At 62.0% G+C, this 12,324-nt stretch carries 13 protein-coding genes; 2 read left to right on the top strand and 11 right to left on the bottom strand.

The window, feature by feature from the left end; translation table 11 throughout:
• Nucleotides 1–106: 106 nt before the first annotated feature.
• Entirely contained in the window at nt 107–271 is a 165-nt protein-coding gene (gene arfA / locus BT199_RS22400) for an alternative ribosome rescue factor ArfA (protein ID WP_003176285.1), read from the top strand.
• A gap of 61 nt (nt 272–332) precedes the next feature.
• The gene (locus tag BT199_RS22395; RefSeq protein ID WP_014720079.1) at nt 333–1,658 is read left to right on the top strand and encodes a lytic murein transglycosylase; all 1,326 of its coding nucleotides are present in this window, start codon (nt 333–335) and stop codon (nt 1,656–1,658) included.
• Nucleotides 1,659–1,773: 115 nt separating this feature from the next.
• Here BT199_RS22395 and BT199_RS22390 read toward each other — a convergent pair whose 3' ends face one another.
• The 11 genes from BT199_RS22390 to rsfS all read right to left on the bottom strand — a co-directional run bounded on the left by BT199_RS22390 (nt 1,774) and on the right by rsfS (nt 12,279).
• Nucleotides 1,774–2,694: a S66 peptidase family protein gene (locus BT199_RS22390; RefSeq protein WP_072435475.1), complete on the bottom strand. Its 921-nt coding sequence runs from the start codon at nt 2,692–2,694 to the stop codon at nt 1,774–1,776.
• Between the two features lie 153 nt (nt 2,695–2,847).
• On the bottom strand, nt 2,848–3,849 hold the full coding sequence (gene lipA / locus BT199_RS22385) for a lipoyl synthase (RefSeq protein WP_175556221.1): 1,002 nt from the start codon (nt 3,847–3,849) through the stop codon (nt 2,848–2,850).
• 25 nt (nt 3,850–3,874) lie between these two features.
• Nucleotides 3,875–4,522 (bottom strand): lipoyl(octanoyl) transferase LipB, encoded by a 648-nt coding sequence (gene lipB / locus BT199_RS22380; protein ID WP_072435473.1) that lies wholly within the window; start codon nt 4,520–4,522, stop codon nt 3,875–3,877.
• Nucleotides 4,522–4,803: a DUF493 domain-containing protein gene (locus tag BT199_RS22375; RefSeq protein WP_005791752.1), complete on the bottom strand. Its 282-nt coding sequence runs from the start codon at nt 4,801–4,803 to the stop codon at nt 4,522–4,524. Before BT199_RS22375 ends, lipB begins: the two co-directional genes overlap by 1 nt.
• Before the next feature lie 85 nt (nt 4,804–4,888).
• Nucleotides 4,889–6,046, bottom strand: a complete 1,158-nt coding sequence (locus BT199_RS22370; protein WP_014720083.1) for a D-alanyl-D-alanine carboxypeptidase family protein — start codon at nt 6,044–6,046, stop codon at nt 4,889–4,891.
• A 180-nt stretch (nt 6,047–6,226) separates the two neighbouring features.
• The gene (locus tag BT199_RS22365; RefSeq protein WP_014720084.1) at nt 6,227–7,231 is read right to left on the bottom strand and encodes a septal ring lytic transglycosylase RlpA family protein; all 1,005 of its coding nucleotides are present in this window, start codon (nt 7,229–7,231) and stop codon (nt 6,227–6,229) included.
• A complete protein-coding gene (gene mltB, locus BT199_RS22360) occupies nt 7,231–8,241 on the bottom strand; it encodes a lytic murein transglycosylase B (protein WP_020301955.1) in 1,011 nt (336 codons plus the stop codon). The genes BT199_RS22365 and mltB overlap by 1 nt, the downstream gene beginning before the upstream one ends.
• Nucleotides 8,242–8,258: 17 nt before the next feature.
• Nucleotides 8,259–9,362, bottom strand: coding sequence for a rod shape-determining protein RodA (gene rodA, locus BT199_RS22355; protein WP_044268991.1), 1,104 nt, complete (start codon nt 9,360–9,362; stop codon nt 8,259–8,261).
• Between the two features lie 31 nt (nt 9,363–9,393).
• Nucleotides 9,394–11,292, bottom strand: coding sequence for a penicillin-binding protein 2 (mrdA, locus tag BT199_RS22350; protein ID WP_014720086.1), 1,899 nt, complete (start codon nt 11,290–11,292; stop codon nt 9,394–9,396).
• Nucleotides 11,293–11,307: 15 nt separating this feature from the next.
• The gene (rlmH, locus tag BT199_RS22345; protein WP_003176297.1) at nt 11,308–11,775 is read right to left on the bottom strand and encodes a 23S rRNA (pseudouridine(1915)-N(3))-methyltransferase RlmH; all 468 of its coding nucleotides are present in this window, start codon (nt 11,773–11,775) and stop codon (nt 11,308–11,310) included.
• A 9-nt stretch (nt 11,776–11,784) separates the two neighbouring features.
• Nucleotides 11,785–12,279: a ribosome silencing factor gene (gene rsfS / locus BT199_RS22340; protein ID WP_003176298.1), complete on the bottom strand. Its 495-nt coding sequence runs from the start codon at nt 12,277–12,279 to the stop codon at nt 11,785–11,787.
• Nucleotides 12,280–12,324 lie beyond the last annotated feature (45 nt).

Below are 12,324 nucleotides of genomic sequence, written 5' to 3'. Positions count from 1 at the left end.
ACTGCCTATTTGCGACATTTCCCACCTATCGACGGGCTTTACAGCCGGCCCACTTCGGCAGATGATTTGCACCGCTGCATTCCACCCTCAAGCGAGAGAATCCACCATGAGCAAAAAGCCATCCAAGCATGGCCCCAACAAGGCCAAATCCATCATCGCCCAGCCCTTGTTCCGCAGCCGCCAGGAACGCGCCGGCAAAGGCAAAGGCAGCTACCGCCGCGAAGCCTTCCAGTCTAATAGCTGGGAGGCTTCTTACTTTCTGGCTGCCTGAAGGCAAGCGCCCCTCTGGCATGATAAGGTCTGTACCTGATTTGTAACCCCTGGACCTGTGCATGCCCTCTCGTCTTTCTCGTCATTGGCACCTGCGCCAATTGATCGCTGCCTCCAGCCTCATTCTGCTTGTCGCCTGCGCCGAAAAACCTACCGCTGCGGACGCTCAACCCCTGCCCAAGCTCCAGACGGCCCCGGCTATCGCGCCTGCCGTGGTGGCCCCGTTGGCGGTGGACAATCTCGATATCCAGCCGACCCAGACCTTTGCCGAATGGCAAGCTGGCTTCCGTGCGCAAGCGCTGCAGGCCGGGATCACTGCGGCCGTGTTCGATAACGCTTTTGCCGGCGTCACACCTGATATGGCGGTGATTCGCGCCGACCGCAGCCAACCGGAATTTTCCCGCCCGGTGTGGGAGTACCTCGACGGAGCACTGTCGCCGGTGCGCGTGCGCAATGGCCAGGCACTGCTGGTCAAGTACGCCGATATTCTGCAAAGCATCGAGCAACGCTATGGCGTCGACCGCCAGGCGCTGGTCTCGGTGTGGGGCATGGAGAGCAACTTCGGCGCTTTCCAGGGCAATAACTCGGTGATCCGCTCCTTGGCCACCCTCGCCTATGAAGGACGTCGTCCGGCCTTTGCGCAAGCGCAGTTGCTGGCCGCGCTGCAGATCATCCAGCATGGCGATATTCAGGCCGACCAGATGAAAGGTTCCTGGGCCGGGGCGATGGGCCAGACCCAGTTCATCCCGACCACCTACAACACCCATGCCGTGGACTTCGACGGTGACGGTCGCCGCGATATCTGGAACAGCCCGTCCGACGCCCTCGCCTCCACCGCGCATTACCTGCAAAGCTCCGGTTGGCAGAAAGGCCAGCCGTGGGGCGTTGAAGTACAGCCGCTGCCGTCGGGCTTCGACTACAGCCTGGCCGATGGCGGCATGCGCAAGACCGTGGCGCAATGGCTGCAACTGGGCATCCAACTGCCGCCTGGCGTGAGCCTGCCGGCCAATGTCGACCAGCTGTCCGCCGCCCTGCTGCTGCCGGCCGGCTACCGTGGCCCGGCGTTCCTGGTGCTGGATAACTTCCGCGCGATCCTCAAGTACAACAATTCGTCGTCCTATGCACTGGCGGTTGGCTTGCTGTCGGAGCGGTTTGGCGGTGGCGGTGTGATTCGGGGCAGTTGGCCAAAAGATGAGCTGCCACTGAGCCGATCGCAACGCATAGACCTGCAGACGGCGCTCAGCGCCAAAGGCTATGACGCGGGTAATGCCGACGGGATTATTGGCGCCAACACGCGCAAGGCGATTCGGGCTGCGCAGCAGGCACTGGGCTGGCCGGCGGATGGGTATCCGACGGTGAAGTTGCTGGAGTCGCTGCAGAACCGCTGAAGTGATCGCTCCCACGCTCTGCGTGGGAGCGCTGCCTTGGACGCTCCGCGTCCGCGGCTGAAGAGGGTGACGCAGAGCGTCACTGAAGGAATTCCCACGCAGAGCGTGGGAACGATCAGGCCTTGAACACTACATCCTGCTCCAACACCACACGCTGCTCCCCCGCATCCAGGCGCACCAAGGCGCCCATCGGCAATGTCAGGTTGGGGTCGCAATGCCCACTGCGCCAGCCTGCCAGCACTGGAATGCACAGCGGCTCAAAGGACTGCTTCAGCAGACGTGCCAACGCCCCGCTATCCACACCAGCCACATCCCCTACCAGCACACCGGCGACCTGGGCCAGCTTGCCAGCCAGGCGCAGGTGGGTCAGCAGACGGTCAATGCGATAGAGCGGTTCGTTGACGTCTTCGATAAACAGGATGATGCCGTCAGCGTCTATTTCGTATGGCGTGCCCATGACTGCGGCGATCATCGACAAGTTACCGCCCAGCAAGCGCCCACAAGCCACACCTGGCTCGATTGTGGTCAACGGGTAGGCCATCGGGTGCGGCAGCACACTGCCGGCGCCCCGCTGGCCACGCAGCAGGCTGAACAAGGAGGATTCGGTGGGTGGCTGTTTGCCGCCGAGCAGGTCGGCGTTGAGCATCGGGCCATGGAACGTCACAAAGCCCGCATAGCGGTTGATGGCCAGATGCAAGGCGGTGATATCGCTGTAGCCCACGAACGGCTTCGGGTTGGCGCGCAGCACGTCGAAGTCCAGGGCGTCGAGCAAACGGGGCGTGCCGTAACCGCCACGCAGGCAAAGGATGGCATCGATATCGGGGTTGGCGAAGGCGGCATGCAAATCACGCACGCGCACTTCATCGCTGCCGGCCAGGTAGCCGTCGTGCTCGTACACCCCGGGGAAAATGTGCAATTGGTAGCCACGGGCACGCATCCATTGCCCGGCTTTTTCAACATCCAGCGCGGCGGGGCCGGCGGGGGCGATCAGGCCGAAGGTGCCTTCGGGGCGCAGTGCAGGTACGGCGGCGGTCATCCATGGTTCTCCCTATATGACGCAGAACGAAATGTGGGAGCTGGCTTGCCTGCGATGCAAGCGCCTCGGTGTGTCAGTGACACCGAGGTGATGCTATCGCAGGCAAGCCAGCTCCCACACAAGCCAGCATTTCACATTGATTCTGGGGGCGGCTTACGAAACCAGGCTCGCCTTGACCAGCTTGGCCTGCTCGTCGGCGTGGTACGAAGACCGCACCAACGGGCCCGAGGCCACGTTCTTGAAGCCCATCTTGTAACCTTCCTCGGCGAACCAGGCGAAGGTGTCCGGGTGCACGAAGCGCTGCACCGGCAAGTGGCTGCGGGACGGTTGCAGGTACTGGCCCAGGGTCAGCATGTCGATGTCGTGTTCGCGCATGCGCTTCATGACTTCGATGACTTCTTCGTCGGTTTCACCCAGGCCCAGCATCAAGCCGGACTTGGTCGGGATGTGCGGCATCATCTGCTTGAATTTCTGCAGCAGGGTCAGCGACCACTGGTAGTCCGAACCCGGGCGTGCAGCCTTGTACAGGCGCGGCACGGTTTCCAGGTTGTGGTTGAACACATCCGGCGGCTCGGCAGCGGTGATGTCCAGGGCGACGTCCATCCGGCCACGGTAGTCCGGCACCAGGGTTTCGAGCATCACGTTCGGCGACAGCTTGCGGATCTCGCGGATGCAGTCGGCAAAATGCTGGGCACCACCGTCACGCAGGTCGTCGCGGTCTACCGAGGTGATCACCACATACTTGAGCTTCAGGTCGGCGATGGCGATGGCCAGGCTTTCTGGCTCGTTGACGTCCAACGGCTTCGGACGGCCGTGGCCGACGTCGCAGAACGGGCAACGACGGGTGCAGATGTCACCCATGATCATGAACGTGGCGGTGCCGCCAGAGAAGCACTCGCCCAGGTTCGGGCAGGAGGCTTCTTCGCATACGCTGTGCAACTTGTGTTTGCGCAGCAGCGACTTGATACGGTCGACTTCCGGCGAAACCGGGATGCGCACGCGAATCCAGTCAGGTTTCTTCGGCAGTTCGGTGGTCGGGATGATCTTGACCGGGATGCGTGCAACCTTCTCGGCGCCGCGCAGCTTGACGCCGGCTTCCACCTTGGCACGCGGGGCCGGGGCTGGACGCTCAGTGATGTCCAGCGCCGGGATCATGGTTTGCACAACATCAGTAGTCATATCAATCGATTCCGCCCGTCAGGGTCATCTGCTCTGCATAGTCGAGGTGTTTGACGAGCTGCGCGCGCAGCCGGGCACTTACCTCGGCAAATTCTATGGATGTTGCATGCTCACTCAACTGGGTCATCGCAAGCCCGGCGTAACCGCACGGGTTGATGCGCCGGAACGGCGCCAGGTCCATGTCCACATTCAAGGCCAGGCCATGAAAGGAACAACCGTGGCGAATGCGCAGCCCCAGGGAGGCGATTTTCGCGCCATCCACGTATACACCCGGTGCATCGGGCTTGGCCACGGCGGTCACGCCGTAACTGGCCAATAGCTCGATCAGGCACGTTTCCATGCGGCTGACCAGGTCGCGCACGCCAAACCCCAGCTTGCGCACGTCCAGTAGCAGGTAAGCCACTAGTTGACCGGGCCCATGGTAAGTCACTTGTCCCCCTCGGTCGACCTGCACCACCGGAATATCACCCGGCAGCAGCAAGTGCTCGGCCTTGCCGGCCTGACCCTGGGTGAAGACCGGCGGGTGTTCCACCAGCCAGATTTCATCCGGGGCCGAGGTGCCGCGCTCATTGGTAAAGCGCTGCATGGCATGCCAGACCGGCTCGTATGCCATCCGGCCGAGCTCGCGAAAGCCCAGGACTTGCGACATCACAGCACCATATGCACGAAGCCGGTGGCTCGCAGTTCGCTGTTGATGTTGTAGAGCTGGTCTTGATCGGTCGCAACGATGTGCAACTGGATCGTGGTGTACTTGCCGGTGGAGCTTTGGCGCTCGTCCACGCGGTTGTCGTTGATTGTCGCGTGCTTGCGCACGATTTCGAGAATCTTGTCCTTGCGGCCGACACCGGTATCGCTGATCACCTTGACGGGATAATCCGTCACAGGAAATTCGATCTTTGGCGCCTTTACTTCTACGTCTTTATCGGTCATGGCAGAACAGCCTCGTAAGCGCTAAGCCGTGGCGACGGGCAAAGCCCCGCGTTGGATCAACGCGGGGCTTTGCAGGTGCACACAATCAGTTGAACAAGCCGTAGAAGAATAGACGGATGCTATCCCATACGCGGCGGAAGATACCACCTTCCTCGACAGCGTCCAGCGCGATCAGGTCGGCGCTGTGCACCACCTTGTCGTCCAGCTTCACTTCGACCTTACCGATCACATCACCCTTGGCGATTGGCGCAACCAATTGCGGGTTCAGGGTCATGCTGGCGGCGAGCTTTTTCAGCTGGCCTTTAGGCATGGTCAGGGTCAGGTCGTCGGCCAGGCCGGCCTTGACTTGAGAAGTCGAGCCCTTCCACACCGGCGCGGTCGCCAGTTCAGCACCCTTCTGGTAGAAGGTCTGGGTTTCGAAGAAGCGGAAGCCGTAAGTCAGCAGTTTTTGCGTCTCGGCCGCACGGGCCTGCTCGCTGTTGGTGCCGAATACTACGGCGATCAGGCGCTGGCCATCACGTACGGCGGACGACACCATGCAGTAGCCGGCTTCGTCGGTGTGGCCGGTCTTCAGGCCATCGACGGTCTTGTCGCGCCACAGCAACAGGTTGCGGTTAGGCTGCTTGATGTTGTTCCAGAAGAATTCCTTCTGGGAGTAGATCGCGTAGTGCACCGGGTCAACGCGGATGATCGCGCGCGCCAGGATCGCCATGTCATGAGCCGACGAGTAGTGCTCCGGGTTCGGCAGGCCGGTCGGGTTCATGAAGTGGCTGTTGGTCATGCCCAACTCACCGGCGGTTTTGTTCATCATGTCGGCGAAGGCGTCTTCGCTGCCGGCGATGTGCTCGGCCAGGGCGACGCTGGCGTCGTTACCGGACTGGATGATGATGCCGTGCAGCAGGTCGCTCACGGTCACTTGCGAACCCACCTTGATGAACATCCGCGAACCACCAGTACGCCAGGCGTTTTCGCTGACGGTAACCGGGTCGTTTTCGCCGATCTGGCCGCGACGGATTTCCAGGGTCGCGATGTAGGCAGTCATCAGCTTGGTCAGGCTGGCAGGCGGCAGGCGTACATCACCGCCGTTTTCGACCAGCACGTTGCCACTGGCGGCGTCCATGAGGACCCACGACTTGGCGGCCAGTTGCGGGGAGGCCGGCACCATTTCAACCGCCCAGGCGGCCGGGGTGATGATCAGCGAGATAAGCAGGCACGTGCGTTTGGCTAAGGTGGTGATGTTCATCCGTCTCTCGAAATTGCTTATGGAAACTTGCCCTCGCGGGCAAAACTATTCAGACAGCCCGCTTCCAGACTGTCACGTGTTCGGTTGCCCGCTCACCCCTTGCCCCTGGGTTTTTATTGTTCAACGAGCCAACAACCAGGGCTCGGGCACGCAGACGCCCCCGAGCCATCAATGCTTTACTTATTCTGCGGTGACCACGCTAGGTTGCCCCAGGTTGGCCAGGCGTACGCTGTTCTGCACTTGCGCCACTTCGCTCGGCGAGCCGATCGGGCCCATGCGCACACGGTGCAACGTTTGCTGGTTACGCACGATGGAGCTGATGAAAACCGGCGCACTGACCATGCCGCTGAGCTTGGACCTTAACAGTTCTGCCGCATCCGGGTTGGCGAAAGCGCCGACCTGCAGGTATTGCCCGCCCGCCATCGAGGCGCCCGGTGCCGCGTGAGGGACGACGACGGTATCCGGAGCATGTTGCGCCGGCGGCGGCGTCCACTGCTCGATCTTGCCGGTCGAGGCCGTCACTTGCGGTTGCGGGGTAGCCGGTTCGTTGAGCATCAACGGCGCCGGCTTGCCGCGCTGGGCCCAGTACTGCGCCGGGTCGATGCCTTCGACTTTCACCCGGGCGGTGCCGGTTTCGGCGTAGCCAAGCTTCTTGGCGGCGGCGTAGGACAGGTCGATGATCCGGTCCGAATAGAACGGCCCGCGGTCATTGACCCGCAGGATCACCGTGCGGTTGTTGTCCAGGTTGGTGACGCGAACATAGCTGGGCAGCGGCAGGGTCTTGTGGGCCGCGCTCATGCCATACAGGTCATACACTTCGCCGTTGGCGGTGTTCTGGCCATGGAACTTGGTGCCGTACCAGGACGCGGTGCCCGACTGCACGTAAGTCTTGGACTCCTGCAGCGGGAAGTAATTCTTGCCCAGCACGGTATAGGGGTTGGCCTTGTAGGGGCCGGTGTGCAGGGTCGGCGTGGCGTCCGGGATTTTCGACACATCCACATCCCACCACGGCGCGCCGTCTTTGTGCGCGCGGTTGATGTCCAGGCCCGGCTGGGCGCGCACGACCGCGCCGCCGGCCTTCTTGGCCGGCGCACGGTTAGGCGTGGTGGAGCAACTGGCTACCAACAAGGACAACGCGGCGAACGCCACCAGCTTGAGCGGTTTTTTGAACGGCGATACCCGCATTACTTGTTGCCCCGTGCTTGAACCAGCTCATCTGACAGCTGATGCACGGCCATGGCGTACATCACACTGCGGTTATAACGCGTGATTGCGTAGAAATTCTTCAGGCCCATCCAGTATTCAGGGCCATTTGCGCCTTCCAGGCGGAATGCCGTCACCGGCATGTCGTCGCGTGGCGCATTCTGACTCGACCAGCCCAGCGCTCGCAACTCCCCGACGGTCTTGACCGGTTCGATACCTTGGGTCAGGCCCTCGTCGGCGTGCTCGCCCGCGACATCGGCGCGGATAACCACCGGCTCGCCGCCCACCCAGCCGTGGCGCTTGAAGTAGCTGGCCACGCTGCCGATGGCATCGTCGGGGTTGCTCCAGATATTGATGTGCCCGTCACCGTCGAAATCCACCGCGTAGGCGCGAAAGCTGCTCGGCATGAACTGCGGCAAGCCCATCGCCCCGGCGTAGGAGCCCTTGAGGCTCAGCGGGTCGACCTGCTCTTCGCGGGCCAGCAACAGGAATTCGCGCAGTTCCTTGCGGAAGAATTCGGCACGGGGCGGGTAATCGAAGCCCAGGGTCGACAAGGCGTCGATCACCCGGTAGCTGCCGGTATTGCGCCCGTAAAAGGTTTCGATGCCGATGATCGAGACGATCACCTGCGCCGGCACGCCGTATTCTTGCTCGGCGCGGGCCAGTACCGCCTCGTGCTGGCGCCAGAAATCCACGCCGCGGGCGATGCGTGCATCAGTGAGGAACATCGGGCGATAGTCCTTCCACTGCTTGACGCGTTCGGCGGGCCGGGAAATGGCGTCGAGGATCGCCTGCTTTTTCTGGGCTTCGCGGAACACGCCCATCAGTTGCTCACCGGCAAAACCGTAGTCGCGGGTCAGCTCACCGACAAATTCGGCAACCTGGGGAGAGCCATCGTAGTCACCGGCCTGCGCCTCTTGCGTTGCCCCCAGCAGCCCGATCAGGCCCATCCAGGTCGCATGCCGAGTCGCCCAGCCGCGCATTACTTGCATTGACATCTTCACCTTATTCAAACCTGTGCGATCCACTTGCGATGCGTATGAATCGACATCAAAACCCCAAACGCTGACAGCAATGTCACCAGCGAAGTTCCGCCGTAGCTAATGAATGGCAACGGCACCCCAACCACCGGCAGCAGGCCACTGACCATACCGATGTTGACGAAAACGTAAACAAAAAAAGTCATGGTCAGGCTGCCGGCGAGCAATTTGCCGAACAGCGTCTGCGCCTGGGCCGTGATCACCAGGCCGCGACCAATCAACAGCAGATAGATCAGCAACAATGCGCAAATGCCCACCAGGCCGAACTCTTCGCCCATCACCGCGATGATGAAGTCGGTATGGCTCTCGGGCAAGAAGTCCAGGTGAGACTGGGTGCCCAGCAACCACCCCTTGCCAAATACCCCGCCGGAACCGATGGCCGCCTTGGATTGGATGATGTTCCAGCCGGTGCCCAGCGGGTCGCTCTCCGGGTCGAGGAACGTCAGGATCCGTTGCTTCTGGTAGTCGTGCATAAAGAAGAACCACATGGCCACCGCCACAGGCACGGCGGCGGCCAGCACGCTGAGGATCCAGCGCCAGCGCAATCCGCCCATAAACAGTACGAACGCGCCACCGGCGAGGATCAGCAACGAGGTGCCAAGGTCCGGCTGGCGCACGATCAGCACAAAGGGCACGCCAATCAGGATCAGGCTGATCGCCACGTGCTTGAGCTGCGGCGGCAAGGTGCGCTTGGACAGGTACCAGGCAATAGTGGCCGGCATCAGGATCTTCATGAATTCCGACGGCTGGAAGCGAATCACCCCCGGGATGTTGATCCAGCGTGTGGCCCCCATGGCGTTGTGGCCCATGACGTCCACCACCACCAGCAGCAACACGCCGGCGACATAGCCCAAGGGCACCCAGCGTGCCATGAAGCGCGGCTCCAACTGGGCGATCACCACCATCGACAGCAGGCCCAGGCCAAACGAGGACGCCTGCTTGATCAGCAAGTCCCAGTTCTTGCCGCTGGCCGAATACAGTACAAAAAGGCTGCCGGCCGCCAGGGTCAGCAGCAGGATCAGCAAGGGGCCATCAATGTGCATGCGTTGCAGCAACGTCGCACGGCGACGCATCACATCTTCGCTGGAGAGGATGCGGTCAAAATTACTCTTCACGGGCCGTAACCTCGGGGCTTGAAGGGGGGCCGCCATACTCGGGCTTGAGCCGGCCATCGTCGGCCAGCAGCCAGGCGTCCATCACCTGGCGTACCACTGGGGCCGCGACGCCGGAGCCGGACTCGCCGTTCTCGACCATCACTGCCACCACGATTTTCGGGTCTTCCGCCGGCGCAAAGCCGACAAACAAGGCGTGGTCGCGGTGGCGCTCCTGCACCTTGGAGCGGTCATACTTTTCGCCCTGCTTGATTGCGACCACCTGGGCCGTACCACTCTTGCCGGCAATGCGGTACTGCGCGCCGACCGCCGCCTTGCGCGCGGTGCCGCGAGCGCCGTGCATCACCTGCTGCATGCCGTGGTTGACCTTGGTCCAGTCGGACGGGTCACGCAGCACGATGTCCGGAATCGGGTTGTCGTCCACCGGCTTTTCGCCTTCGATGGTCCTGGCCAGATGCGGTCGGTTCCACACGCCTTTGTTCGCCACCAGCGCCGTGGCCTGGGCCAGTTGCAGCGGAGTGGCTTGCATATAGCCCTGGCCGATACCCAGGATCAGGGTTTCGCCAGGGAACCACGCCTGGCGGCGGGTCGCACGCTTCCACTCCCGCGATGGCATCAGGCCGGGGGATTCTTCGAACATGTCCAAGGAGACTTTCTGACCGAGGCCAAACTTGCCCATGTAGGCAGATAGCCGATCAATCCCCAGCTTGTGGGCCAGGTCGTAAAAATAGGTGTCGTTGGAGCGCATGATCGCGGTGTCCAAATCGACATAGCCGTCACCGGAGCGGTTCCAGTTACGGTACTTGTGGTCGTAGTTGGGCAGCATGTAGTAGCCAGGGTCGTACACCCGGCTTGAGGCCGTGACCACACCAGCATCCAGGCCGGCAATCGCCACCGCCGGCTTGATGGTCGAGCCCGGGGGGTACAGGCCGCGCAACACACGGTTGAACAGTGGCCGGTCGATGGAGTCACGCAGCTCGGCGTAGGCCTTGAAGCTGATGCCCGTCACAAACGGGTTGGGGTCGAAGCTGGGCTGGCTGACCATCGCCAGCACTTCGCCAGTCTTCGGGTCCAGCGCCACTACGGCACCTCGCCGACCGCCCAAGGCCATCTCGGCAGCTTCCTGCAACTTGATGTCCAGGCTCAGGACAATGTCCTTGCCCGGTACCGGATCGGTGCGCTTGAGCACGCGCAATACGCGGCCACGCGCATTGGTCTCGACTTCCTCGTTACCTACCTGGCCATGCAACTCGGCCTCGTAGAAACGCTCGATGCCGGTTTTGCCGATATGATGGGTGCCGCTGTAGTTGATCGGGTCGAGGGTTTTCAGCTCTTTCTCGTTGATCCGCCCCATGTAGCCAACGGAGTGGGCAAAGTGCGGCCCTTGCGGGTAATGCCGCACCAACTGCGCCACCACTTCCACACCCGGCAGGCGGAACTGGTTCACCGCAATCCGGGCGATCTGCTCTTCGGTCAGCTCGAACAGGATCGGCACCGGCTCGAACGGCCGGCGCCCCTGCCGCATGCGCTTCTCGAAGACGGCCCGGTCTTCCGGCGTCAGTTGCAGCACCTCGACGATGACATCGAGCACCTGCTTCCAGTCGCCGGAACGCTCACGGGTCATGCTCAGGCTGAAGCTTGGCCGGTTATCGGCAACCACCACGCCATTGCGGTCGAAAATCAGCCCACGGGTAGGGGGAATCGGCTGCACATGCACCCGGTTGTTTTCCGACAGCGTGGAGTGATAGTCGTACTGGATCACCTGGAGGAAATACAGCCGCGCAATCAGCACGCACATCAGCACCACCACCAAGACAGCACCGAACACCACCCGCGCGCGTACCAGACGTGCGTCTTTCTCGTGGTCCTTGATGCGGATCGGTTGGGTCATCGGGGGCGGCGCAGGCTATTTGTGGTAAGGGTGCCCGGACAGAACTGTCCAGGCGCGATACAGCTGTTCACCGATCAGAATCCTTACCAACGGGTGCGGCAACGTCAGCGCCGACAGCGACCAGCGCTGATCGGCCCGCGCACAGACTTCCGGCGCCAGCCCTTCCGGGCCGCCGACCATGAAATTGACCGTGCGCGAATCCAGGCGCCAGCGATCCAGCTCCACCGCCAGTTGCTCGGTGCTCCAGGGCTTGCCGTGCACTTCAAGGGTGACGATGCGCTCATTGGGGCCGACCTTGGCCAGCATGGCTTCGCCTTCCTGACGGATAAAGCGCGCCACGTCGGCGTTCTTGCCCCGGGTATTGAGCGGTATTTCCACCAGCTCAAGCGACAGCTCAGCGGGCAGACGCTTGGCATATTCGTGCCAGCCTTCTTCCACCCACTTGGGCATGCGTGAACCGACAGCGATCAGACGCAGGCGCACAGCCGTTCCTTATTCCTGGTCTTTGTTGAGCTTGTCGAAGTGCGCGTGGCCCACTTCCGGGCTGTGGTGCTTGCCATCGGCAGCACGGCTCTGCTCGGCGCCTTTCCACAGACGCTCCAGGTCGTAGAACTGGCGAGCGTTGGAGGTCATCATGTGAACGATCACATCGTCCATGTCCAGCAGCACCCAGTCGCTGTCGCCCTTGCCTTCTTCACCCAGCGGCTTGACGCCCTGGGCTTTGACGGCTTCGCGAACCTTGTCCAGCATCGCGCCGATCTGGCGGTTGGAGGTACCGGTGGCGATGATCATGAAGTCGGTGATGCTCTGCTTGTCGCGCACGTCCAGCACCTGGATGTCCTGGGCTTTAACGTCTTCCAGGGCAGCCACGGCGACTTTCACCAGCTCTTCGCCAGCCAGTTCCGGGCCAACATGGGCTTCAACCGGCAGCGGCGCGCTTTTGAAGGTGCCTTTGCGCTTAACTTTGCTTACGTCTTTGTTCGTCATATAAAACTCGTTTTGCTCGTATGTTCGGGCGCTTGCTGCACGGTT

Origin of the sequence: Pseudomonas sp. NFR02 (genome assembly GCF_900119375.1) — a bacterium.
Taxonomy (GTDB): domain Bacteria; phylum Pseudomonadota; class Gammaproteobacteria; order Pseudomonadales; family Pseudomonadaceae; genus Aquipseudomonas; species Aquipseudomonas paracarnis.
Note: the sequence above shows the minus strand (reverse complement) of the source record. Positions and strands in the feature narration are given on the sequence as shown.

Coding starts and splice junctions, on each gene's coding strand:
- mltB (WP_020301955.1), bottom strand. CDS start 8,241: ATGCAAGTAATGCGCGGCTGGGCGACTCGGCATGCGACCTGGATGGGC.
- mrdA (WP_014720086.1), bottom strand. CDS start 11,292: ATGACCCAACCGATCCGCATCAAGGACCACGAGAAAGACGCACGTCTG.
- lipA (WP_175556221.1), bottom strand. CDS start 3,849: ATGATCCCGGCGCTGGACATCACTGAGCGTCCAGCCCCGGCCCCGCGT.
- BT199_RS22390 (WP_072435475.1), bottom strand. CDS start 2,694: ATGACCGCCGCCGTACCTGCACTGCGCCCCGAAGGCACCTTCGGCCTG.
- rodA (WP_044268991.1), bottom strand. CDS start 9,362: ATGCGTCGCCGTGCGACGTTGCTGCAACGCATGCACATTGATGGCCCC.
- lipB (WP_072435473.1), bottom strand. CDS start 4,522: ATGTCGCAAGTCCTGGGCTTTCGCGAGCTCGGCCGGATGGCATACGAG.
- BT199_RS22395 (WP_014720079.1), top strand. CDS start 333: ATGCCCTCTCGTCTTTCTCGTCATTGGCACCTGCGCCAATTGATCGCT.
- arfA (WP_003176285.1), top strand. CDS start 107: ATGAGCAAAAAGCCATCCAAGCATGGCCCCAACAAGGCCAAATCCATC.
- BT199_RS22370 (WP_014720083.1), bottom strand. CDS start 6,046: ATGAACATCACCACCTTAGCCAAACGCACGTGCCTGCTTATCTCGCTG.
- BT199_RS22375 (WP_005791752.1), bottom strand. CDS start 4,803: ATGACCGATAAAGACGTAGAAGTAAAGGCGCCAAAGATCGAATTTCCT.
- BT199_RS22365 (WP_014720084.1), bottom strand. CDS start 7,231: ATGCGGGTATCGCCGTTCAAAAAACCGCTCAAGCTGGTGGCGTTCGCC.
- rsfS (WP_003176298.1), bottom strand. CDS start 12,279: ATGACGAACAAAGACGTAAGCAAAGTTAAGCGCAAAGGCACCTTCAAA.